This window comes from Micromonospora sp. NPDC005163 (genome assembly GCF_053599835.1).
Genome location: NZ_JBSFYP010000004.1, coordinates 46199 through 69095, shown reverse-complemented (window position 1 = coordinate 69095; position 22897 = coordinate 46199). Strand labels below are relative to the sequence as shown.

Below are 22897 nucleotides of genomic sequence, written 5' to 3'. Positions count from 1 at the left end.
GCTTCACCGACATCGGTGCGCCCGCCCCCGCTGGGGTGGGAACGGGCGCACCGCCCCCGTCGGATGTCGTCACCGACAACCCGGAGCGAGTCTCCGGCGCGTCGCTGTCGATCCGCTCTCAGATCACTATCGCCGGATCGAGGCGATCCGTGACCGTGGGGCTACTCTGCTGGAAGTTGCACCATCGATGCGGGGGAGCAGATGCGGTTCGGGATCCTGGGGCCTCTGCGGGTCGGCGGTGGCGAGTCCACCGTCACCGCCGGTCGCGACCGGATCGTGCTCGCCATGCTGCTGCTGCGGTCCGGCCGGTTGGTGCCGGTCGAGGAGCTGGTCGACGCAGTCTGGGAGGAGCGCCCACCGGCCACCGCCCGCGCACAGTTGCAGACCTGCGTGTCGCGGTTGCGGCGCCGGTTCGCCGAGCTCGGGCTGGCACCGGAGACCATCGTCACCGACCCGGCGGGGTACGGCGTGCGTACCGCGCCGGCTGACCTGGACGCCGAGGTCTTCACCCGCACTGTGGAGACTGCCCGGGCCGCTGTCTCGGCCGGTCGGTTGGTCGACGCGCGGGAACGGTTCCGCGCGGCCCTGGTGCTCTGGCGTGGGCCGGCACTCGGGGGCATCACCAGCCGCAGCGTCCGCCGCCGCGCCCAAGGGCTCGACGAGCAGCGCCTCACCGCGCTGGAGGAGTGCGTCGACGTCGAGTTGCGCCTCGGCCAGGCCGCCGAGCTGCTGGAGGAGCTGACCGAGAGCGTCGACCAGCACCCGCTGCGGGAACGCCTGCGCGGCCAACTGATGCTCGCCCTCTCCTCGGTCGGCCGGCAGGCCGACGCGCTCGCGGTCTACCGGGAGGGCCGGCAGATCTACGCCGACGAGCTGGGCATCGAACCGGGCGTCGAGTTGCAGGAACTGCACCAGCGGGTGCTCGCCGGCGACCTGGCCCTGGCCGGCCGGGAGACCAGGCTGGTCGCCCCGGTCCGGTCGCTACCCCGGGCGATCGGTGACTTCACCGGCCGGCACGAGACGATGGCCCGCCTGGTCAAGGAGATCGAGGAGGACGGCAGCCGGATCCAACTGATCGACGGGATGGCCGGCAGCGGCAAGACCACCCTCGCCGTGCACGTCGCCACCGCGCTCGCCGACCGCTACCCGGATGCCCAGCTCTTCGTCGACCTGCACGGGCACAGCGAGCGCAGCCCGCTGACGCCGGCCACGGCCATGGCCGCCCTGCTTCGCCAGCTTGGCGTAGCGGCGGAGCGGATGCCGGTGGACCCGGACGACCGGCTGGCGCTCTGGCGGACCGAGCTGGCCGGCCGGCGCGCCCTGGTGGTGCTGGACAACGCGGCCAGCGTCGACCAGGTGGCACCGCTGCTGCCCAACGGCTCACACTGCCTGGTCCTGATCACCAGCCGCCGCCGGCTGGTCGGGGTGGACGAGGGACGACCGTCGTCGCTGCCCGTGCTCGACGCCGACGAGGCCGTCGAGCTGCTGGGTCGGGTGGCCGGCGCGGAACGTGTCGCCGCCGAACCGGAGGCGGCCGCCGAGGTGGCGCGTCGTTGCGGCCACCTTCCGCTCGCCATCCGGTTGGCCGGCGCCCGACTGGCGCACCGACCGCACTGGCGCGTCGCCGACCTCGCCGAGCGCCTGGTCACCGGGGCGGGCCCGCTGGCCGAGCTGGCCGCCGGGCAGCGCTCGGTGGGGCAGGCGTTCGCACTGTCGTACGCGCAGGTCTCTCCGCCGGCGCAACGGCTGTTCCGGTTGCTCGGCCTCCACCCGGGCGGACGCCTGGACAGCGAGGTGGCTGCCGCCCTCGCGGAGCTGTCCCTCACCGAAACTCAGGAGCTGCTGGACGAGCTGGTCGACGCGCACCTGGTGGAGGAGGTGCAGTCGGGCCGGTACCGGTTGCACGACCTGCTTCGGGAGTACGCCCGGCTGCTGCTGGATTCCCGGGAGTGGCGGCACGAACGCCGGGCCGCCCTGGAGTGGCTGCTGGACCACCACCTGTCCGTCACGGTGGCGATCGCCTGGTCGATCGAGGCGGCGGGCAGTCGCCGCACCATCCCCATCAGCATGCCCAGCCGGCCCGATCTGGTGGCCGCCCCGGCTGCCGAAGGGCGGGCGTGGTTCGAGGAGAACCTTGCCGCGCTCACTGCCCTGGTCCGGCTGGCGGAGGAGGAGGACTTCCCCACCCAGTGCTGGCAGCTGGCCCGGGCCTGCTGGCGGCTCAACTTCGACGGCGGGCACCTCGACGAGCTGATCGAGACCCACACGATCGGGCTCCGGGTCGCCGAGCGACTCGGTGACGATGCGGCCGTCGCCGTGATGCTCAACTACCTCTCCTCGGCGTACTTCCGGCTGGCCCGCTTCCCGGAGGCGATCAGGTCGATGGAGGTGGCGCTCGACCTGCGCCGCCGGCTCGGGCTGCGCGGTGACGTGCTCAGCACGCTGTGGAACCTCGGAATCTCGTACGCCGCGAACGGTGACTTCCGGCAGGGCAAGGCGAAGTTCGACGAGGCACTGAGCCTGGTCACCGGGCTCGGTGACGCACACGAGCTGACCAACCTGCAGAACAACCTGTGCTTCGCGCTGGTCGGCTGGGGCCGGTACGACGAGGCGCTGCGCACCGCCCGGCAGCATCTTCTCCTGGCCCGTCAGACGAAGGACATGCGGCAGACCGTGAACGCGATCGGGCACCTCGGCATGATCCGGCACCGGATGGGTGACCTGCGCCCGGCCCGTCGGATCCTGCGGATCGCGTTGCACCTCAAGCGCCAGTGGGGCAACCGGTTCGGCGAGGGTGAGGTGCTCAACGAGATCGGTGTGATGGAGCGCGTCGCCGGGCGGCCGGAACGCGCCGCTGCCCTGCACCGGGACGCGCTGGTGGCGATGATGGAGGTGGGCGACCGGGTGGGGCAGTGCGCCTCGCGCAACCTGTTGGCCCGGGCGATCCTGGACCAGGGGGACGTCGCCAGCGCGCTCGACCTGCACCGACGGGTGCTCGGCGACGCGACCCGGTTGAGTGTCCGGTACGAGCTGGCCCGCGCGCTGGAGGGCATCGCCCGCTGCCTACGGGACACCGACCCGGCCGCGGCCCGCGCGCATCTGATCCGGGCCCTGCCCCTGTTCCGACAGATCGAGTCACCGGACCAGCACGGGGTGGAGCGGCTGCTGGCCGAGTTGGACTGAGGGTTCATCTGCGAGTCGGCGACGGGCGCGGCAGGATGGTACGCGTGACGACTCCAGAGGCGACGGGTTACCGGATCGAACGCGACTCGATGGGCGAGGTGGAGGTGCCCGCCGAAGCGTTGTGGCGGGCGCAGACGCAGCGTGCGGTGCAGAACTTCCCGATCTCCGGCCGGGGCCTCGAACCGGCCCAGATCAAGGCGCTGGCCCAGATCAAGGGGGCGGCGGCCGAGGTCAACGGTGAGCTGGGCGTGATCGACGCGAACGTGGCCGCCGCCGTCGTCGCCGCCGCCGCGCACGTGGCCGCTGGCGGCTATGACGACCAGTTTCCGGTCGACGTGTTCCAGACCGGGTCGGGGACGTCGTCGAACATGAACGCCAACGAGGTGATCGCCACCCTGGCCACCCGCGAGCTGGGCCGGGACGTGCACCCGAACGACGACGTCAACGCCTCCCAGTCCAGCAACGACGTGTTCCCGTCCTCAATCCACCTGGCCGCCACCCAGTTCATCGCGGAGGACCTGCTGCCGTCGCTCAATTACCTCGCGGAGGCTCTGGAGGGCAAGGCGGCCGAGTTCGAGACGGTGGTGAAGGCCGGGCGTACCCATCTGATGGACGCGACGCCCGTCACCCTCGGGCAGGAGTTCGGCGGGTACGCCGCCCAGGTCCGCTACGGCGTGGAACGGCTGGAGGGGGCGCTGCCCCGGCTGGCCGAGCTGCCGCTGGGCGGCACCGCCGTGGGCACCGGGATCAACACGCCGCTAGGTTTCGCCGCCGCCGTCATCGGCAGGTTGCGCGAGTCGACCGGGTTGCCGCTGACCGAGGCCCGCAACCACTTCGAGGCGCAGGGTGCCCGGGACGCGCTGGTGGAGACGTCCGGCCAGTTGCGTACCGTCGCGGTGGGCCTCTACAAGATCGCCAATGACATTCGGTGGATGGGCTCCGGCCCGCGCGCCGGCCTGCGCGAGTTGCGCATCCCCGACCTCCAGCCCGGCTCGTCGATCATGCCGGGCAAGGTCAACCCGGTGGTCGCCGAGGCGATGCGGCAGGTGTGCGCCCAGGTGATCGGCAATGACGCGACGGTCGGCTTCGCCGGCTCGCAGGGTGACTTCGAGCTGAACGTGATGCTCCCGGTGATGGGCCGCAACCTGCTGGAGTCGATCCGGTTGCTGTCCGCGGCGAGCCGGCTGTTCGCCGACCGTCTGGTGGCCGGCCTGGTCGCGGACGCCGAGGTCTGCCTGGCGTACGCCGAGGGCTCGCCGTCGATCGTCACCCCGCTCAACCGCTACCTCGGGTACGACGAGGCCGCGTCGATCGCCAAGGAGGCGCTGGCCAGGCAGACCTCGATCCGCGAGGTGGTGATCTCCCGGGGGCACGTCGATTCCGGCAAGCTCAGCGAGACCCAGCTCGACGAGGTGCTCGACCTGCTCCGGATGACCCACCCCTGACTCCCGGCCTGCCGCGGTGGGTGCCGCATCGTGGAGGTCGCGCCGGCAGAATCAGCGGCCGGCGGCCCGGCGGGCGCGGTAGGCGGTCACCGCGGCGCGGTTGCCACAGCCGGCCTCGCAGAACCGCCGCGACCGGTTGCGGGACAGGTCCACGACCACGTTCTCGCAGTCGGGGTACTCGCAGATCCGCAGCCGGCTCAACTCGTCGGCGCGGACCAGGTCGGCGATCGCCATCGCCGCCTCGACGGCGATCCGGGTGGCCAGCGGCGCGTCGCGGGGCACGGCGTGCAGGTGGTACGGCTCGTCATCGTGTTCGATCAGCTGTGGCAGCGCCCGGTGCTCCAGCAGCAGGCCGTTGACCACGGCGACGATCTCGGCCGGTTCGGCGTGCCAGATGCGGCGCAGCTGGGGCCGCAACTGCCGGACAGCGCGTAGCTCGGCGTCGGTGTGCTCGTGCCGTCCGCTGTAGGAGTGCCGGGTGAAGAACGCGTCCAGCGCGGCGATGTCGGGCAGGAGCTCGCCGTCTCGGCCCGCGGTGTTGACCAGCGCGGCAGCGGCGATCAGAGAACACTCGGTGTCATGAGCGAACAGCAACTTGACTCCTGTCACAGGGGCCGCATAGCGTCATGGGCACAAGGATAGTTTGCTCATGACGCCATCGCCGATCCGAGGAGCGCAGGATGCAGCCACGACCCGCCGTCGGCGCCGCGTTGGCGCTGCTGTCCGCGGTCACCTTCGCCACCTCGGGCACCTTCGCGCGGTCGCTCATCGAGGCCGGCTGGTCGGCCGAGTCAGCGGTGATCGCCCGGGTCGGCGTGGCCGCCCTGGTGCTGGCGATCCCGGCGCTGCTGTCGCTGCGGGGCAGGTGGGACGTGCTGCGGCGGAACGTCACCGCGATCGGAATGTTCGGCCTGCTCGGCGTGGCGCTGGCCCAGGTCTGCTTCTTCAACGCCGTGCGCTACCTGCCGGTCGGCGTCGCGCTGCTGCTGGAGTACCTGGGCATCATCCTTGTCGTCGGGTGGATGTGGCTGCGGCACGGGCAGCAGCCGCGCCGGCTCACCGTGGCCGGGTCGGTGGCCGCCCTGGCCGGGTTGGCGTTCGTGCTGGACCTCACCGGCACCGCCAACTTCCACCCGGTGGGCGTGCTCTGGGGGCTGGGCGCCGCGTTCGGCCTCGCCGGCTACTTCGTGCTCGCCGGTCGGGTCGATTCCCGGCTGCCCTCGGTCGCCATGGCCAGCGGCGGGATGGCCGTCGGCGCCGCCGTGCTGCTCCTCATCGGGCTGACCGGTCTGCTGCCGCTGCGTGCCACCTTCGGCGAGGTCACCTTCGCCGGACAGCGCACCAGCTGGCTGCTGCCCATCGCCGGGCTCTCCCTGGTGGCCGCCGTGATCGCGTACCTGGCCGGGATCGCCGGCACCCGCATCCTCGGCCCCCGGCTCTCGTCGTTCGTCGGGCTGACCGAGGTGCTCTTCGCGGTGCTGATCGCCTGGCTCTTCCTGGACGAACTGCCCACCGCCTGGCAGCTGTTCGGTGGTGGGCTGATCGTCGCCGGGGTGGCCCTGGTGCGGCTCGACGAGCTGCGCGGGCCGGCAGCGGAACCCCCGCCTGCCTCGCCCGAGCCGGTGCTGGTGGCCGACGGTCGTTAAGACAGTGGGCACCGTGCTGACGGTGGTGTGTCCACGATGGCTGACCCGCCGGCAGCGCTGGCCGACCTGCCCGGTGTGCCGTCTGACCTGCCCGCCATGCCGTCCGACCGGCCACTGACGCCGCCCGATGTGCCGGAATTGCGCGTCGATCCGGGTGGGGCACGCGTCGACCCGGGTGGATGAAGGAGAGATTCACCGCCATAGCGGGCGTTCAGCTGGCGTAAATCCGTCGGGTGTTGTGTGATGGCTGCCACGTCCCTCAACGAGAGGATCCGATGTGGTGAGCAAGCGCTTCACCGCCGGTGCCGTCGCGACCGCGACAGTGCTGGCACTTACGGCGACGGGGTTGGGTGTACCGGCCAGCGCCGCGCCGACCAGCTCCGGCACCTTCACGGTCGTCGCCGAGGACGGCGTCGCCGCCGACACGGCGATCGCGGCGATCCGCGCGGCCGGCGGCACGGTGGTGTCCCGGTCCGACGAGGTCGGCATGTTCCAGGTCACCAGCGACCGGGCGGACTTCGCCGCACGGGCGACCGCCGCCCCGACGCTGATCGGCGCCACCGAGCAGAAGGCCATCGGCCGTAAGCCGAAGCTGGATCGGGTCGAGCAGGAAAACCAGCTGATGGCCGCCAAGGCCGCCGCCGGTGCCGCTGCCAAGAAGGGCGCCAGGCTGGACCCGCTCGACGAGAAGCTCTGGGGCCTGGAGATGATCCGGGCCGACAAGGCGCGCAAGATCGAGCCAGGTGACCGTCGGGTGACCGTCGGCGTGCTGGACACCGGCGTCGACGCCAGCAACCCGGACATCGCGCCGAACTTCAACTGGGCGCTGTCGCGCAACTTCGCGCCGGACATGACCGACGTGGACGGCGCCTGCGAGGTGCCGAGCTGCCTCGACCCGGTCGGCACCGACGACGGCGGGCACGGCACCCACGTGGCCGGCACCATCGGCGCCGCGGCGAACGGCTTCGGCCTCTCCGGCGTCGCCCCGAACGTCTCGCTGGTCGAACTGAAGGGTGGCCAGGACTCCGGCTACTTCTTCCTCGACCCGGTGGTCAACGCCCTGGTCTACGCCGGCCGGTCCGGGATCGACGTGGTCAACATGTCGTTCTACGTCGACCCGTGGCTCTACAACTGCACCGCCAACCCCGCCGACTCGCCGGAGGACCAGGCCGAGCAGCGGGCCATCATCAAGGCGATGAAGCGGGCGCTGGTCTTCGCCCACAACAAGGGCGTCACCCTGGTCGGGGCGCTCGGCAACAACAACGAGGACCTCGGCGCCCCGCGCACCGACGTCACCAGCCCGGACTACGGCGCCGACCCGTACCCGCGTCCGATCGACAACGAGAGCTGCTGGGACCTGCCCACCGAGGGCCCGCACGTGATCGGCGTGTCGTCGATCGGCCCGTCCGGCAAGAAGTCGGACTTCTCCAACTACGGCACCGAGCAGATCTCGGTCGCCGCGCCGGGCGGTTGGTTCCGGGACGGATTCGGCACCGACACGTTCCGCACGGACGCCAACATGACCCTCTCGTCGTACCCGAAGCACGTGCTCCAGGAGGAGGGCTCGGTCGACGCCGCCGGCAACATCGTCGCCGGCTTCGAGCAGTCGGTCTTCAAGCAGTGCAAGGCCAACGGTGAGTGTGGCTACTACACCTACCTCCAGGGCACCTCGATGGCGTCCCCGCACGCCGCCGGCGTCGCCGCGCTGATCGTCAGCCGGTACGGCAAGCCGGAGCGCCGGGGTGGCTTCGGCATGTCGCCGGACCTGGTCGAGCAGCACCTCTACCGGACGGCGGCCGAGCACGCCTGCCCAGAGCCGCGGCTGCAGCAGTACCGCAATGAGGGCCGGGACGAGACCTTCGACGCCTACTGCGCCGGCGGGGTCAACTTCAACGGCTTCTACGGGTACGGGATCGTCGACGCCTACGCGGCGGTGAAGACCCCGCTCAAGCCGAACGCCCGACCGTAACGTGATCAGGTGGGGCCCGGTCGACGCAGGTCGACCGGGCCCCGTCGCGTTCCCGGGCCCGGCGGTGCAGGGCGCCGGCTGGCGCGGTGCGCGGCGGCACCTCTTGATCGACTCGAGTTCCTTGAAGGCGGGGTGTCATCGGCGGGCGGACCGCACGATTTCCAGGAACCCGAGTGGACCTTGTCGCCTCGGGTCGCGGCGGCCGCCACGCCCGTACCGCCCCTCGCCCTGGTCCGGGTAGGGGCGTCACCTGCGCCATCCCCGATCGGTCAGCGCGCCGCGCACCTCGCGGAGCACCGCCGGGAACTCGGCGTGCAGGCGTCGGCTGGTCACGTGCAGCACCAGCCACCCGGCGCCGACGAGCAGGTTCAGCCGGCGGCGATCGCGGTGCAGCTGGTCAGCGTCGGCGTGCCACTGCCCGTCGTACTCGACGGCTACCCGGTACTCCGGCCAGGCCAGGTCGGGATGCAGGACGACGCCGTTGGGCAGGGGTACCGGATGCTGGACGACCGGTCGCGGCAGCCCACCAAGCGCCAGCCGGACGCGCAGGTGCGACTCCGGCGGAGATTCTGCCCCGCCATCAGCCAGATCGAAGAGCCACCGTGCCCGTCGCCCACCGGGCAGGTTCGCGTTGCGAGCGGCCACGTCGGCCAGCGTGTCGCGATTGGTCAGCCCTAGCCCGAGCAGCGCGTCGACGATGGCGACCGCGCGGATCGGATCGAGCCAGACGGCGGTCTCCCAGGCAGCTCGCCCGGGGTCGGAACGGGGGATCGCGCCGCCCGGGTCCCAGACCGGTCCCAGCGCGGCGGCCGCCCCCCGTTCGTCGCCCGGTCTGACCGCCACCGTGCTGCCCGGCCTGGCCGCCGCCGCACGCTGCCGGGGCGGTTGCCGTGTCGGGCGTGGTGACAGTCCTGCTCCCGCCGGTGAAAGCCCTGCCGCTGGTGAAAGCCCGGCCGACGGTAGGCGTCCTGATTCCCGCGGACGTCCTGTCTGCGCAGGGGTCGCGGCCTCCTCTCGCGGGCGGACGTCGAGGGGCGGGGTGATGGCATTGGCGTGCACGCGCAGGCCGCGCTGTGCGCCGATCCGCAGCGGTCTGGGCACGAGGACGTGAACGTCGTCGGTGAAGGCGGCGGCGTGTTCGACGCCGTGCAGGTATGCGGCCGACGGGCCTCCGACCGCCACCCCGGGTGGTAGCCGGAGGAGGGCAGCGCGACAGGCCAGGGTGTGGTCCCGGTCGAGCCGCGCGTCGGCGTAGACGTCGTGGCGCAGTCGCACCCAGGCGGCGCTGCGCAGTTGGTGCTCGGTGAGCAGGCCATCCCGGATCGCGTCGGAGCCGCGGAAGACCTGCCAGGTCAGAGTCTCGGGTCGGTGCGGACGTGGCGGCATGCCAGGCAGCGTGCCGACCGCCGAGTGGCCGCCGAAACCCCTGTGGACAACCCCGACCGGACGTCCGACCGGTCCCTGTGGACAACCGCGGATCGACCGGCCGATCTTGCTATGGCACAGGTGGTGATCGACTCGCGTTCCTGGAAGTCGGGCTGTCGCGGCCACCCGGACACCACGATGTCCGGGAACCCGAGTCGACCAAGCCGCAGCGTGTCAGCGGAGGGCGGTGGCGACGGCCGTGGCGGCGGCAAGGACCTGGGTGCCGACCGTCTCGACGTCCAGCGGGGCGAGCGCGACCACGCCGACACTCGCCTCCAGTCCGGGTACGCCGAGCACCGGCGCGGCCACCCCGTACGCGCCGGACTGCAACTCGCCGCTGCTGCTCACCGGTCCCGCCGCCCCGGCACGCCCGGCCAGGATGGCCCGGCCCGCCGCCCCCAGGTCCAGCGGATGCCGCGCCCCGGTCCGGTACGCGACGTGGAACGACGTCCAGCTCGGCTCGACCACGGCCAGGGCGACGCCTTCGCCACCCTCGACCACGGTCAGGTGTGCCGTGGCGCCGGCATGCTCGGCGAGCCGGCGCAGGGCGGGCAGCGCTCCCTCGGCCAGCAGCGGCTGGGCGCGCCGGGCCAGGTGCAGCACTCCCGCGCCGAGGCGGAGGCGGCCGTCGGCGTCGCGGCGCAGCATTCCGTGCCCGGTCAACGGGCCGACCAGCCGGTAGACGGCCGCTCGCCCGATGCCGAGCTGGTTCGCCACCTCGGTGACGGTCAGCCCGGCCGGCGCTTCGGCGACCAGGTGCAGCAGCCGTAACCCGCGGTCCAGGGTCTGTGCCGTCTCGCCGGCCCGCCCGACAACCGCGTCGGCTCGGCCGGCGGGGGCGCTGGGGCTGGCCGGCGGCTCACCGGGGCGTGCGGTCGCATCCACGCCTGGCAGCGTACGACCCGGCACCGGCGGACCCGGACAGGCGTGGACGGCTACCCTTGTACGGTGACGCTACGCCTGTATGACACCGCCACCCGATCGGTGCGGGACTTCGTCCCGCGGGAAGCCGGCAAGGTGGGGGTCTACCTGTGTGGTCTCACTCTCCAGGCCCCGCCACACATCGGTCACCTTCGCTCTGGCGTCAACTACGACGTGCTGCGCCGCTGGTTGCTGACCGCCGGCTACCAGGTCACCTTCATCCGCAACGTGACCGACATCGACGACAAGATCCTGGTCAAGGCGGGGGAGCAGGGCCGGCCGTTCTGGTCCATCGCGTACGCCAACGAGCTGATCCTCGCCGAGTCGTACCGGGCGTTGAACGTGTTGGCGCCCACCTACGAGCCCCGCGCCACCGGGCACATCCCCGAGATGCACGAGCTGATCACCAAGTTGATCGCCGACGGGCACGCCTACCCGGCCACCGACGGCTCCGGCGACGTCTACTTCGACGTGGCCTCCTGGCCGGCGTACGGGTCGCTGTCGGGTCAGTCGCCGGACGCGATGCAGTCGGCCGGTGACGCGCCGGACCGGGGCAAGCGCGACCCGCGCGACTTCGCGCTCTGGAAGGGCGCCAAGCCCGACGAGCCGGCGGACGCCTACTGGCCCTCGCCGTGGGGGCTGGGCCGCCCGGGCTGGCACATCGAGTGCTCGGCGATGTGCTGGCGCTACCTGGGCCCGGAGTTCGACATCCACGGCGGCGGGCTCGACCTCACCTTCCCGCACCACGAGAACGAGATCGCCCAGTCCCAGGCGGCCGGGCTGCCGTTCGCCCGCCACTGGGTGCACCACGGGCTGCTCAGCATCGGCGGAGCCAAGATGGGCAAGTCCGCCGGCAACGCGCTGGGCCTGGCGTACGTGGACTCGCTCGGGGTGCGGCCCGTCGAGCTGCGCTACTACTACGCCGCAGCGCACTACCGCTCGATGATCGACTACTCGGAGGACGCGCTGCGCGACGCGGCCACCGCGTACCGCCGGATCGAGGGTTTCGTGCAGCGGGCCGCCGAGCGGGTCGGCGCCGGGCAGTTCGGCGAGCTGCCGAGCGGCTTCGTCGCGGCAATGGACGACGACCTCAACACCTCCGCCGCGCTCGCCGTGCTGCAACAGCAGATCCGGGACGGAAACACCGCGCTGAGCACCGGCGACGATGTGACCGTCCGCACCACCCTGGCCGCAGTACGGCCGATGCTGGATATCCTCGGGATCGACCCCCTCGACCTGGCCTGGACCGGTGGCGGCCGCTCGGATGATCTGCGTGCCGTGGTGGACTCCCTGATCGCGCTGGCCCTGGAGCAGCGCGCACAGGCCCGGGGCCGCAAGGACTGGACTGCCGCCGACGCGGTACGCGACCAGCTCAAGCTGGCCGGCGTGGTGGTCGAGGACACACCCCAGGGCCCCCGTTGGACTATTGGAGAGCAGGACTGATGGCCGGCAACTCGCAGCGCCGTGGCCGGCGACTGACGCCGAAGGCGGGCGCCCCCAAGGGCACCGGCGGCAAGAACAAGGATTCGCTGGCCGGGCGGGGGCGCACCCTGCCCGCCGACGAGCGGCCGTGGCACAAGGGCTACTCGGGCACCGAGAAGCTGCCCCAGCGCACCGCCTGGAAGCAGGACAAGGAGCGCCGGGCGGCGGCCGAGGAGGGGCGTGCCCCGAAGATCGGCCAGCCCGGCAGCAAGGACACCACCTGGGGCAAGGGCGGTGGCCGGGGCGTTCCGGTCAACCGGGGCGGCACCGGCGGCCGGGGCGGCAAGCCCGCAGGTCGGTCCGGCCCGCGGGTCACGCCGGGGCGCAAGTCCAACCCGGCCAGGGACACTCCGGAGCTGCTGGTCGGGCGCAACCCGGTGCTGGAGGCGCTGCGCGCCCAGGTGCCGGCGACGGCGCTCTACACCGCCCAGGGCATCGACGTGGACGACCGGATCAACGAGATCATCCGGACCGCCGCCGACCGGGGCATCGCCAACCTGGAGATCAGCCGGGCCGAGCTGGACCGGATGACCGGCGGGGTGCTGCACCAGGGCGTCGGGTTGCAGGTGCCGCCGTTCGCGTACCAGCCGTTCGAGGACATGGTGGCCGCGGCCCTGGAGCAGCAGGCCCCGCTGCTGGTCGCGCTGGACGGTGTCACCGACCCGCGCAACCTGGGCGCGGTGATCCGCTCGGCCGCCGCGTTCGGCGCGCAGGGTGTCTTCGTACCCGAGCGTCGTGCCGCCGGGATCACGGCGACCGCCTGGCGGACCAGTGCCGGCGCGGCCGCGCGGGTGCCGGTGGCGCAGGTCACCAACCTGACCCGATCGCTGAAGGCGTGCCGCGACGCCGGCTTCATTGTCATCGGTCTGGACGCCGACGGTGACACCGAGCTCTACGACCTGGAGGCCGCCGTCGGCCCGCTGGTGGTCGTGGTCGGCTCCGAGGGGCGCGGGCTTTCCCGGCTGGTCGGGGAGACCTGCGACCTGACCGTCAGCATCCCGATGATCTCCGAGGTCGAGTCGCTCAACGCCAGCGTGGCCGCCGCGGTCACCCTGGCCGAGGTCGCCCGCCGACGCGCCGCCGAGCAGTAGACGAGCGTCATCGAGGCCCCGTTCCCCGCATACTCCGGGGGACGGGGCCTCATCGTGTCCGGCGGCGGGATCGACCGGGTCCGGAGATGCCACAGGGGCGGCCCGCCGAAGCGGACCGCCCCTGTCGGTACGGCGTTACGTCAGATCCGGCTGCCGGTGGTGGCGTGGAAGACGTGGCTGCGGCCGGTGCGCGGCTTGACGAACACGGTGTCACCCATGTTCGGCATGCTGCGTCGGTCGGTGCGGACGACGAAGCGCTCCGAGTTGCCACCCAGCGCGGCGTGACCGTAGATGTTGGCGTCCGAGCCGAGGTCCTCGACGAGTTCGACCACGACCGGCATGCCACCCTCGGTCGGGCTGACCAGGTCGCAGTCCTCCGGGCGGAAGCCCACCGTCACCTTGCCGTCGCCGCCCTCGGCGCGGGCCGCCTCGACCTGCTCGCGCGTCAGCGGGATCTGCAGCTCGGCGAACTCGGCGCCCTGCTCGTTCAGCGGCACGGTCTTGATGTTCATGGCGGGGGAGCCCATGAAACCGGCGACGAAGACGTTGGCCGGGGTGTCGTAGAGCGCCCGCGGGGTGTCCACCTGCTGGAGGACGCCATCCAAGAGCACCGCGACCCGGTGGCCCATGGTCATGGCCTCGACCTGGTCGTGCGTGACGTAGACCGTGGTGACGCCCAGCTTGGCCTGCAGCGACGCGATCTGGGTACGGGTCTGCACGCGCAGCTTGGCGTCGAGGTTCGACAGCGGCTCGTCCATGAGGAAGACCTGCGGCTCGCGGACGATCGCCCGGCCCATCGCGACGCGCTGACGCTGACCACCGGAGAGCGCCTTCGGCTTGCGGCCGAGGTACTCCTCCAACTGGAGCAGCCCGGCCGCCTCCTTCACCCGCCGGTCGATCTCCGACTTGGAGGTCTTGCGCAGCTTGAGGGCGAACGCCATGTTCTCGTACACCGTCATGTGCGGGTAGAGGGCGTAGTTCTGGAAGACCATCGCGATGTCGCGGGCCTTGGGGGGCAGGTGGGTCACGTCACGCTGGTCGATGTAGATCGAGCCGGCGTCGACGTCCTCCAGCCCGGCGAGCATGCGCAGGCTGGTGGACTTGCCACAACCGGAGGGGCCGACCAGGACGAGGAACTCGCCGTCGCCGATCTCGAGGTCCAGCTCGTTGACGGCGGGACGCTCGGTGCCCGGGTAGATTCGGGACGCCTTGGAATAGGTGACCGTAGCCATGGTGAAGCGCTTCCTTTCACCGGCAGGAACGTGCCGGACGATCCGAGTGAAGGAGCGACCGGCACATGTCCGTGCCGGTCAACGGACGGCGGGCCGATCGCGTGGCGGCCGGCCTGTCGTCCGTGTCACTGCACCGTAAACGGGTTTCCCCGCGCTGCCAAGGCGGGGGCGCACCGGAAGTGGCGCACGGCCTACGCAATACGGTCAGTCGGGCACGGTCATGCATCAATCGACGCATGGCGCGTCCGTGGGAGGCCGTATTGGCGTCGGGTTGTTGACGTTTCCCGTGCTCGGGAGCCCTCGCGAGCGGGATATCCAGACGTCACTCGCTATGCTGACTTCGACGCACGCGCCCCTGTAGCTCAGCTGGCCAGAGCACTCGCCTTGTAAGCGAGATGTCGCCGGTTCGATCCCGGCCGGGGGCTCCAATTCCACCAGGCATTTCCCGACGGGCACTGCCATGGGTCGGCCGGTTGACAGCAACGCTGACAGCAACGCGATTCACGAGAGCTTCCCGTCGAGCTTGCAAAGCGCCTGACGCATCGCATCGAGGTTGGCGTGAGCGTAGACCTTGAGGGTGATCTTTACATCGGCGTGCCGGAGATCGTGCAGGCGGACACCAGGCAGTCCGGCGGCCTCGCGGAGCCGGGCGAACGAGCGGCTGAGGTTGGTGGGCTCTATGGGGGTGCCCCGCTTCGAGGGAAAGACAAGGTCATGGTCCTCCCACACCTCGGCGAGTGCGGCCCGCGACGACTACGACGTGACGCAACAACCCGAGGACGCAGAGGGCCTCTCAGACCTCTAGGCAGGGAAGAAGATGCCCCCTCCGATCGAGCACGTCGACAAGATGAAGGACCACTGGTGGTGGCGGCCAGGCTGGCGTGCGGGCCGGCACTTCTACGCCTGCCACTTCACGATGGGCGAGTACGCCAAGCTCGGGGAGCTGGTGCAGCGCTACCAGATGGCACTACGACCGTTTCCCGGGCTCGACCTCATCCCCTCAACGTGGCTTCACCTGACCATGCAGGGGATCGGATTCGTGGACGACCTGGACGATGAGCAGGTCGCCCGGTTGACCTACGGGATCAGGGAAGAGCTTGCAGAGCTACCCGCACCGGTCGTCACCTTCCACCGCCCTGTCGTCAGACCGGAGGCTGTCTACCTGCCTGCGAACCCGCCAACACCCATCGCGGCGGTACGTCACGCGGTAAGAGATGTCATCAGCCGCGTCCTGGGCACCGGCAACGTCGAGCTGGCACCCGAGCACGTCCAGGGCTACCGCCCTCATGTGAGCCTTGCCTACTCCAACACAGCGCAAGCCGCGGAACCCGTCGCGGCAGCGCTGGCACGAGTGGAGGCGAAGCCGGTCGTGGTGACTCTTCAGCATCTAGGGCTCCTTGAGTTCCACCGCGACTACCGGATGTATCAGTGGATCCGGTCGGAGCAGGTGCGTATCGGGCGGTGACCAGCGCGATGCATTAGAACGTTTGTACGATCTTCTTGTGAAGGAGCTGGTGGAGCGCTGGTGGAACGGGACTTGGGGGCGATTGACCCGGCGTGACGTGTGGCTCGCCCGCGAGGTCCGGTGGCACGTCGTCGCCAGGTCCGGCGACTCAGAGACGGGCAAGGTGCTGCGGTGGGAGTTCGACACCGAGGACGAGGCCCGGCAGATGGTGAAGCGTCTCGTCCAGGCCGACGGCGGCCAGTGGCGCGAGCAGACCGGCGACGCAGCTACACAGCCCCCGAGGTGAGTCCGGCCGGCTGCCGGCGATGTCGAGTCTCAGGACCTCTGTGACGGATTAGTCTCGGGACCTTCGTGACAGATGCGGCTAGACGATCAGGTAGCCGGCGCGGAGAAGGCGATTAGGGCGGTGCCCGCCACGAGCACGATGATGCCGGTCACCCAACCGATGAGCAGGCCCAGTCCAAGGCCGCGATCGCCGCGTATGACCATCACACTGCCCGTCACGGCGCAGCAGGCGAACAAGGCCAGCTGAAGGAGTATTACCAGGCAGTCCACCATGAACAGCGAGTCCGGGCTTGCGTTGTAGACAAACGTGTAGAACGAGAGAAGCCATAGGCCGCTTGCGGGCAGGTGGCCGGCGAGGGCGATGCCGATACCGGCGGAGATCCGCCCACGTTTGGCCGACGGTGAGCGTGGCGGCAACTCCGCGGGCAGCGGTGGTGCCCCTTGCGGTCCTGTCTGCTCCGGATCCGTGCAAGGCGGTGGCGGAGTGGCCATCACAAGCAGCCTGCTCGGCTGAGTCTCACCAGCCACGCCCTGCCACCGCTTGGAGAAGTCCGGAGCATGCCCGAAGCCTACGGAGAGCTGATGGGGGCGTTTGCCCCGCCGCCGACACCGCCGCGCTACTCGGCCCAACGCCTAGTGGATGGAGCTGAGATGCGTCGCGGATCCCAGGCTCCGCAGAGCGTCACGCAGGTCCCGAGACCGATCTGTCACGCAGGTCCCGAGACAGGACAGCCGGCTGCCGGCGAAGTGGTTCAAAGTTTCTGTGCGTCTTCAAGGCGGCCCTGAACGGGCCGCACGCGCCGTCGCCAGGGCGCGCGGCCTGCACTCCGCTGCCGCTCCGCTCCGGCCACGCAACACGCCCAGCGGCTGGCGCGGAAGCGGGAAAGCCCGGAGGGCCGCCGCAGAACGACAGGGCGTTGGGGGCGAGAGTTGGTGGGCCGGCAGCCGGCCGGGGCGCGGCGGCCGTCGTGCCGGCGCGCCGTTGGACGGGTCACCGCCGGCCGTGGTGGGGATGCGGCGCGGAGGATGCGGGGCCGCCCCTCCGGCCTCAAGGGCGCTTCGCATCGCTGCGCGACGGCCCTGCGGGCCGCCCTTGACCCCGCAGCCTCTGCGACCCCTCGGGCCGGCGTTGCCAAGGTGGGGCCTGCCCGTGATGCTCGCGCCGCATCCCCACCACGGCCTCGTCGCGCGTCGACCCATCGCGGCGTTCCAACGAGCCGTCAAGGTGACCTTCACGCAGGTCCAGAGGCAATCAGCAAGCGCCGTTGCCCAACGACGGCGCACGTGATTTGTGCCTGATGATCGATCGCGCTCACGATGACAGGCATGCGCAAGCTTGTACTCGCGATCCTTCTGCTCGCGATGCTCACCGGCTGCTTCGGGGAGTCATGCCGCACCTACGCGCCCGCGGCGTCGATGACGCCGGCCGACGTCGTTGGATCTTGGCAGCATGAAGCGAGTGGTGCACTCCTGCACTTCGCGGCCGACGGCAGTTTCGAGGCGTCAGACATCGCTGAGAGGCTCTATTCGGGTGACCTGGAGAAGTATCGACCGTCACCCTTCGACCAGTCGCGAGACCGCCTGGATGGCTCCGGTACCTGGCAGCTTGAGCGCGACAAGAGCGGGGCGATGTCCGTCATCAATCTACGGATCACCGCACTCTCCGTCGGTCCTCGGACTGTCCCGGAGAGCCGCATTACATCCCTCTATGCCCAACTGGGCGAGTCCACCGTTGTCCTGGGAGGCATTGGCCGGACACACGCGAAGTGCTCGAATGACTGCAAGCCAGCACCCGAGTCGACCGCTCCCGGCGAAGGCCGTCGTAGCCCCACCCGGTAGGGGACAGGGACACCGGTTGGGTGACCAAGTGGGTGACGACGGGTACGACCGAGGCCGGACGCCCATGGACGTTGACGGACCGTTGGGGCAGCTCAGCCTTGCGGCTTGCGCAGCTCCTCGCCGCCCGGTCGTTCTTTCGCACCGAAGAGGTCGTGGTCAGGGACAATGCCTCGGTGCGCCACCGTGGCAGCAGCCTTGCCTTCTGGTCTCTGGTGCTAGCGGAGACCTTCGGTGAGGATGCCACCGAGGACCGCCTTGTCAGCGATACCGACCACAAGCGGGCCATCTCGAACCTCTGCCGGCTCCTCCGCGAGTTTCTCGGGCAGCAAGCGTCGACCGTCGACCAGCGCTAAGCGGCGGTGGCCCTGATGCTGTCGACAGCAACGATGACAGCAACAGGGCCAGACGGGTGGGGGCGAGGCCGGAAAGCTGCGGACCAACGCCCGACGTCAAAGACGTGCACGGATCGCGCCGGACGAAGCGCAGAGTTCTTGTAAGCGAGATGTCGCCGGTTCGATCCCGGCCGGGGGCTCCAATATTCCATCGGCTTCTCACGGCGAGCGTCGCCGTGAGCCGGCCGCGACCTTTACGTCGCCTGGTCGAAGTGAGCCCGACACCCAGTGAAGGTCGGGATGGACGTCAGCTGTCGGCCGGGGGCTTGCTAGTAGGGGTCAGAGGGATCGGCGCAGCCGCGCCGGCCGTGGGGTGGAGTGCGCGCAACTCGCCGAGATGTCGGGCAAGCGGGCAGGTTGAACCGCCATCACGCGAACAAAGCTATCGAGCAACCGATGGCGACGAGGGCTCCGTAAAATGGAGCAACTGACCATGAGAGCCACACAGTGGCGTTGGGAAACCAGCGTCTGAGGCGCAATCGGATTCGTTGTCCGCGGGTAGCCGCGGCAGGAACCGGATCGTCGGCGTCAGAAGGGTCGAGTGAGAATAGGGGGACGTTTCGCGTCCCACGCGCTACCGCGTCATAGAGTCGCCGGTATGCCTTCTCCTGCCGCAGGTAATTCGCGTCGAGGAAACCGAACAGGAGTGCGGCTGCGATTCCTAGCGCGGCAACGAGGTCTGCGTTCCGGGTCAATGCGTACCCGTACGTTGCGGTCACCACCGGGAGCAGCCAACCCTTGGCCGTCGAAGATGCTGAGGACATACGCGTCACGACCGCCTGGATGTAGTCCAGGTGCTTCCGCCGATCGTCGGGATCGACGGCTATCACGTCAACCGGTTGCATCACTCCCCACCAACCTTCCGGCACTCGTCTCGGAGTCGCTCCCAGACGTCATCCTTCTGCGTCTCCGAGTAACTGGTTTCTGAGGGCCAAATGCGTCCCATTTGGTCGCCGGACCAGCGGGGGACCACATGGATGTGCAAGTGGGGCACGGTCTGGGTGGCAACCGCGCCGTTCGACTGGATTATGTTCAATCCTTCCGGCTCGGTCGCGCACTTCACCGCATGCGAGAGCTTCAACGTGATGCGCGCCAGGTGGGCGGCGGCTTCTTCGTCCAGTGACCAGATGTCGGGGATGTGATCACGCGGCACCACGAGGGTGTGGCCCAAAGTCGCCGGCTCCAGTGGAAAGAAGGCAACCACGCGCTCGTCGCGATAGACCTCTCGGGTGTCCGGGGTCTCGCGCAGAACGATTTCGCAGAATGGACAGTCGGCCTTGACGTTCATCGTGAACGGATCCCGCCTTGCCCTGACCGCCACTCAAAGTGGGCTGACCTGGCCAAACTACTCCCTCTCCGGATGGGCGTGACTCGCTCGCGTCCCTGGGTGTCGCCCCCTCATGCCCTGCTTTCTTGAGAGTTCGCAAATGCTCGTCCCCGCATCAGGGTAGGGCAGCCGGCGGCTGATACGTATCGCCCAGAACCGACACTCTGCAAGTGCGGCCGAGGAGTGCGGCGTAAAGCATGTCAAAGTATCGCATTATGTCGCTTTGCCCGACCGCGCGCGAGCGGTAACCGTCGGCACCCGCCGTATGCTGGGCGGCAGCACGAGCGTGGGCGGCCGACCCGCGACGATGTCGTCCAGCCAAGGGGTGCACGCGAGCCGATGAGTCGCGCGGTGGAGGAGTCGAACCGGGCGATGCTGCGTGCCCGGGACGCGATGGACCGGGCGTACGCCCAGCCGCTGGACATCCCCGCGCTGGCCCGGATCGCGCACGTCTCCGAGGCGCACTTCATCCGGACCTTCCGGGCCACCTTCGGTGAGACCCCGCACCGCTACCTGCAACGTCGGCGGGTCGAGCGGGCGATGGCGCTGCTGGTGGAGACCGATCGCGACGTGACCGACATCTGTTACGCCGTCGGCTTCGGCAGCCTGGGCACGTTCAGCCGGACGTTCCGGCAGATCGTCGGGGCGTCGCCCTCGGAGTTCCGCCGCCGCTCGGCGCCGGTGAACGTGCCGTCCTGCTTCGCCAAGGCTTGGACCCGACCCAGCAGTTTTGGATAAGCACCAGGTCAGGCACTGCGTCTAGCGTGGTTCCCATGACGATGAACGCGATCAGCCGCTCCCAGATCTACGTCCTCGACCAGGACGAGGCGCTCGACTTCTACGTGAACAAGCTTGGCATGGAGCTCAACACCGACCAGGACCTCGGCTTCATGCGCTGGCTGACGGTCAACCTGCCCGGCGACCCGGAGCGCGAGGTTCTGCTGGAGAAGCCGGGCCCGCCGGCGATGGACCCGGCCACCGCCGCGCAGGTCCGGGAGCTGCTCACCAAGGGTGCGCTGGGTGGCTCGCTCTTCATGACCACGGACGACGCCCACAAGACGTACGAGGAACTGGTGGCCAAGGGGGTCGAGATCACCGACGAGCCGACCGAGCGCCCGTACGGGATCGACTTCGGCGTCCGGGATCCGTTCGGCAACCGGATCCGCATCGGCCAGATGTTCCCCCGGGCCTGAGGGGCAGACCGATGAGCCAGGCGGTTCCGCTCTCCGGGGTCCGACCGGCCACCGCCGGCCGGGACCGTGCGTTGCTGGTCGGTGGTGTCGTCGCCGGCCCGATCTTCGCCGGCTCGGCGCTGCTCCAGGCGCTCGCCCGGGACGGCTTCGATTTCCGGCGGCACCCGGTCAGCGTGTTGAGCACCGGTGAGCTGGGCTGGGTCCAGATCGCCACGTTCCTGGCCACCGGGGTGCTGTGCGTGGCGGCCGCCGGGGCGCTCCGGCGCTCCACCGGCGCCGGTTCGGTGTGGCCGTCCCGGCTGCTCGCCCTGTACGGGCTGGGTCTGGTGGGCGCGGGGATCTTCAGTGCCGACCCGGCCGACGGGTTTCCCGCCGGCACGCCCCGGGGCGCCGGCCAGATCAGCTGGCACGGCGGCCTGCACTTCCTGGTGGCGGCGGTCTCCTTCGTGTCGCTGATCGCGGCGACGGTGGTGGTCGGCCGGCGGGCGGCGCGGCACGGGGCGCGGGGCAGGGCGGGTTACAGCCTGGCGACCGGCGCGTTCTTCGCGGTGTCCTGGGTGACGCTGATCGTCCGGCCGGCTCCGGCCGTGATGGTGGCCTTCGGCCTGGCGGTGACGGCCGGCTGGCTCTGGGTGTCGGTCACGTTCGCGCGGGCGGCCTCCGGCCGGGTGGACTGAAACGTTTGGCGGCATACCGGGAGGCGCGGGGTAGATCCCGCGCCTCCCGGTGTGCTGAGGTGTGGGACATGATCACCCGGCTGCTGTACATCGCCCGGCACGCGGAGCAGGAGGACGCGGCGACCGAGTCGCCGGAGGCCGGCCTGTCGGAGCGCGGCCGGCGGCAGGCCAGGCTGCTCGGCGAGCGGCTGCGGGGCCGGTCGTTCGCTGCCGTGCACCACGGGCCGCTGCGTCGGGCCGCGGAGACCGCCGAGCTGGTCGCCGCGTCGCTGCCCGGGGTTCCGGTGTACGCGAGCGAGCTGGCCGGCGACCACCTCCCGCACGACACGGACGCCGCCGACCTGCCGCCCGCGTACGCCAGGTTCCTGGGCCAGTTCTCGGCGGCCGAGCGGGTCGACGGGCCGCGGGTGACGGCGGCGGCGGTACGGCGGTGGACCGGCCCGGTCGCCGGTGACGCCGAGGGCGCGGGCGGCGCCGAGCCGGTCCGTGAGCTGGTCGTGACGCACAGCTTTCTGATCGCCTGGCTGGTCCGGCACGCCCTGGACGCACCGGGGCGGCGGTGGGTGGGCTTGAACCACCACAACGCGGGGCTGACCGTCATCCGGTACGGGACGGCCGCACCGCCGAACCTGGTCGCCTTCAACGATGTGGCGCACCTGCCGGCGGAGCTGCGCGGCACGGGTCTGCCGCCGGACTACCTGGTCTGAGTCGCCGGAGCCCGGTCGGGCGATCAGCTGGTGGCCCGCAGGAGCAGCTCGACCAGCGCCCGGGTGGCCGGGGGCGGGGTGGGATCGGCGGGGCAGTCGACGTAGCCGGTCTCGACGGCGCCGACGGTCAGCCGGTAGGTGAACGCGTCCGCACAGCCGGTGGGTGTGGTCGGGCGGCGGGCCTCGGCGGCCAGCCGGGGGTCGGCGGCGAGCCCGCGCAGCCGGCCGAGGTCGGCGGGGTCGAGCCGGCCGGTACGCCGTCCGCCGGCCCGGTCCACCAGTGTCCATCTGCCGTCGGATTCCACTGTCACGGCGTCGCCGCGCCCGGCGAAGCCGCCGGAGCGGAACAGCATCACGCGGGTGGCCGCGCTGCCGGTGGCCTCGGGGCCGGTCGGTACGGGGACGCCCGGAGTGGTGGGGACGGCGGTCGGCGGCGGGGTGCCGGTGGCCGGGCCGGTCGGTCCCGGGCCGACGGTGGCGGTGGCCTGGTCCGGTGCGGTGCCGGCTCGGTCAGCGCTGGTGCATCCGGCCAGGAGGGCGACCAGTAGCGCGGCGGTGACGCCGGTCGTCGAGGCGGGTCTCATGCCGCTCGGACGTACGGCTGCGGCCGACGGTTCC

At 70.7% G+C, this 22897-nt stretch carries 22 protein-coding genes and 1 tRNA gene; 15 read left to right on the top strand and 8 right to left on the bottom strand.

The genetic code is table 11. The features are described from left to right. Positions 1-201 precede the first annotated feature (201 nt). Together ACWD6N_RS05185 and ACWD6N_RS05180 are read left to right on the top strand one after the other, a co-directional pair. On the top strand, positions 202-3183 hold the full coding sequence (locus ACWD6N_RS05185; protein ID WP_387324314.1) for an AfsR/SARP family transcriptional regulator: 2982 nt from the start codon (positions 202-204) through the stop codon (positions 3181-3183). A 35-nt stretch (positions 3184-3218) separates the two neighbouring features. Then, a complete protein-coding gene (locus ACWD6N_RS05180; RefSeq protein ID WP_354963480.1) occupies positions 3219-4628 on the top strand; it encodes a class II fumarate hydratase in 1410 nt (469 codons plus the stop codon). Positions 4629-4679: 51 nt separating this feature from the next. Here the strand turns inward: ACWD6N_RS05180 and ACWD6N_RS05175 are convergent, their stop codons facing one another. Continuing rightward, positions 4680-5222 (bottom strand): CGNR zinc finger domain-containing protein, encoded by a 543-nt coding sequence (locus ACWD6N_RS05175; RefSeq protein WP_354963481.1) that lies wholly within the window; start codon positions 5220-5222, stop codon positions 4680-4682. Between the two features lie 86 nt (positions 5223-5308). Here ACWD6N_RS05175 and ACWD6N_RS05170 point away from each other — a divergent pair, with 86 nt between their 5' ends. Next, complete coding sequence (locus ACWD6N_RS05170) at positions 5309-6274, top strand: EamA family transporter (protein WP_354963482.1); 966 nt, start codon at positions 5309-5311, stop codon at positions 6272-6274. Between the two features lie 280 nt (positions 6275-6554). Continuing rightward, positions 6555-8243, top strand: coding sequence for a S8 family serine peptidase (locus ACWD6N_RS05165; RefSeq protein ID WP_387324319.1), 1689 nt, complete (start codon positions 6555-6557; stop codon positions 8241-8243). 246 nt (positions 8244-8489) lie between these two features. Here the strand turns inward: ACWD6N_RS05165 and ACWD6N_RS05160 are convergent, their stop codons facing one another. Then, the gene (locus ACWD6N_RS05160) at positions 8490-9629 is read right to left on the bottom strand and encodes a hypothetical protein (RefSeq protein WP_354963485.1); all 1140 of its coding nucleotides are present in this window, start codon (positions 9627-9629) and stop codon (positions 8490-8492) included. Between the two features lie 213 nt (positions 9630-9842). Beyond that, positions 9843-10553, bottom strand: a complete 711-nt coding sequence (locus ACWD6N_RS05155) for an IclR family transcriptional regulator (RefSeq protein ID WP_387324322.1) — start codon at positions 10551-10553, stop codon at positions 9843-9845. A gap of 63 nt (positions 10554-10616) precedes the next feature. Between ACWD6N_RS05155 and cysS the strand changes: the two genes are divergently transcribed. Further along, positions 10617-12032, top strand: a complete 1416-nt coding sequence (gene cysS / locus ACWD6N_RS05150) for a cysteine--tRNA ligase (RefSeq protein WP_450004519.1) — start codon at positions 10617-10619, stop codon at positions 12030-12032. Beyond that, positions 12032-13162, top strand: coding sequence for a 23S rRNA (guanosine(2251)-2'-O)-methyltransferase RlmB (gene rlmB / locus ACWD6N_RS05145; RefSeq protein ID WP_354963487.1), 1131 nt, complete (start codon positions 12032-12034; stop codon positions 13160-13162). Before cysS ends, rlmB begins: the two co-directional genes overlap by 1 nt. A 140-nt stretch (positions 13163-13302) precedes the next feature. On the opposite strand, the gene ACWD6N_RS05140 is transcribed toward rlmB, so the two are convergent. Further along, entirely contained in the window at positions 13303-14394 is a 1092-nt protein-coding gene (locus ACWD6N_RS05140) for an ABC transporter ATP-binding protein (protein WP_354963488.1), read from the bottom strand. 351 nt (positions 14395-14745) lie between these two features. On the opposite strand from ACWD6N_RS05140, the gene ACWD6N_RS05135 reads away from it, so the two are divergent. Next, positions 14746-14822 (top strand) — tRNA-Thr (locus ACWD6N_RS05135). Between the two features lie 73 nt (positions 14823-14895). On the opposite strand, the gene ACWD6N_RS05130 is transcribed toward ACWD6N_RS05135, so the two are convergent. Further along, positions 14896-15123 (bottom strand): hypothetical protein, encoded by a 228-nt coding sequence (locus ACWD6N_RS05130; RefSeq protein WP_354963489.1) that lies wholly within the window; start codon positions 15121-15123, stop codon positions 14896-14898. An 88-nt stretch (positions 15124-15211) separates the two neighbouring features. On the opposite strand from ACWD6N_RS05130, the gene ACWD6N_RS05125 reads away from it, so the two are divergent. Together ACWD6N_RS05125 and ACWD6N_RS05120 are read left to right on the top strand one after the other, a co-directional pair. Next, positions 15212-15859, top strand: coding sequence for a 2'-5' RNA ligase family protein (locus ACWD6N_RS05125; RefSeq protein ID WP_354963490.1), 648 nt, complete (start codon positions 15212-15214; stop codon positions 15857-15859). Positions 15860-15896: 37 nt separating this feature from the next. Then, positions 15897-16145, top strand: coding sequence for a hypothetical protein (locus ACWD6N_RS05120; protein ID WP_354963491.1), 249 nt, complete (start codon positions 15897-15899; stop codon positions 16143-16145). 86 nt (positions 16146-16231) lie between these two features. On the opposite strand, the gene ACWD6N_RS05115 is transcribed toward ACWD6N_RS05120, so the two are convergent. Further along, complete coding sequence (locus ACWD6N_RS05115; RefSeq protein ID WP_354963492.1) at positions 16232-16636, bottom strand: hypothetical protein; 405 nt, start codon at positions 16634-16636, stop codon at positions 16232-16234. Between the two features lie 834 nt (positions 16637-17470). Between ACWD6N_RS05115 and ACWD6N_RS05110 the strand changes: the two genes are divergently transcribed. Together ACWD6N_RS05110 and ACWD6N_RS05105 are read left to right on the top strand one after the other, a co-directional pair. Continuing rightward, positions 17471-17983, top strand: coding sequence for a membrane lipoprotein lipid attachment site-containing protein (locus ACWD6N_RS05110; RefSeq protein WP_387324328.1), 513 nt, complete (start codon positions 17471-17473; stop codon positions 17981-17983). 20 nt (positions 17984-18003) lie between these two features. Then, complete coding sequence (locus ACWD6N_RS05105; RefSeq protein WP_387324330.1) at positions 18004-18336, top strand: hypothetical protein; 333 nt, start codon at positions 18004-18006, stop codon at positions 18334-18336. Between the two features lie 883 nt (positions 18337-19219). Here ACWD6N_RS05105 and ACWD6N_RS05100 read toward each other — a convergent pair. After that, positions 19220-19663, bottom strand: a complete 444-nt coding sequence (locus ACWD6N_RS05100; RefSeq protein WP_354963495.1) for an HIT family protein — start codon at positions 19661-19663, stop codon at positions 19220-19222. A 378-nt stretch (positions 19664-20041) separates the two neighbouring features. Here ACWD6N_RS05100 and ACWD6N_RS05095 point away from each other — a divergent pair, with 378 nt between their 5' ends. The 4 genes from ACWD6N_RS05095 (at position 20042) to ACWD6N_RS05080 (ending at position 22279) form a co-directional block, all read left to right on the top strand. Continuing rightward, positions 20042-20440, top strand: a complete 399-nt coding sequence (locus ACWD6N_RS05095) for an AraC family transcriptional regulator (RefSeq protein WP_354963496.1) — start codon at positions 20042-20044, stop codon at positions 20438-20440. 35 nt (positions 20441-20475) lie between these two features. Continuing rightward, positions 20476-20895 (top strand): VOC family protein, encoded by a 420-nt coding sequence (locus ACWD6N_RS05090; RefSeq protein WP_354963497.1) that lies wholly within the window; start codon positions 20476-20478, stop codon positions 20893-20895. Positions 20896-20906: 11 nt separating this feature from the next. After that, the gene (locus ACWD6N_RS05085; protein ID WP_387324335.1) at positions 20907-21572 is read left to right on the top strand and encodes a DUF998 domain-containing protein; all 666 of its coding nucleotides are present in this window, start codon (positions 20907-20909) and stop codon (positions 21570-21572) included. Between the two features lie 68 nt (positions 21573-21640). Continuing rightward, positions 21641-22279: a histidine phosphatase family protein gene (locus tag ACWD6N_RS05080; RefSeq protein WP_354963499.1), complete on the top strand. Its 639-nt coding sequence runs from the start codon at positions 21641-21643 to the stop codon at positions 22277-22279. Positions 22280-22302: 23 nt separating this feature from the next. On the opposite strand, the gene ACWD6N_RS05075 is transcribed toward ACWD6N_RS05080, so the two are convergent. Continuing rightward, positions 22303-22863, bottom strand: coding sequence for a protealysin inhibitor emfourin (locus ACWD6N_RS05075; RefSeq protein ID WP_354963500.1), 561 nt, complete (start codon positions 22861-22863; stop codon positions 22303-22305). Positions 22864-22897 lie beyond the last annotated feature (34 nt).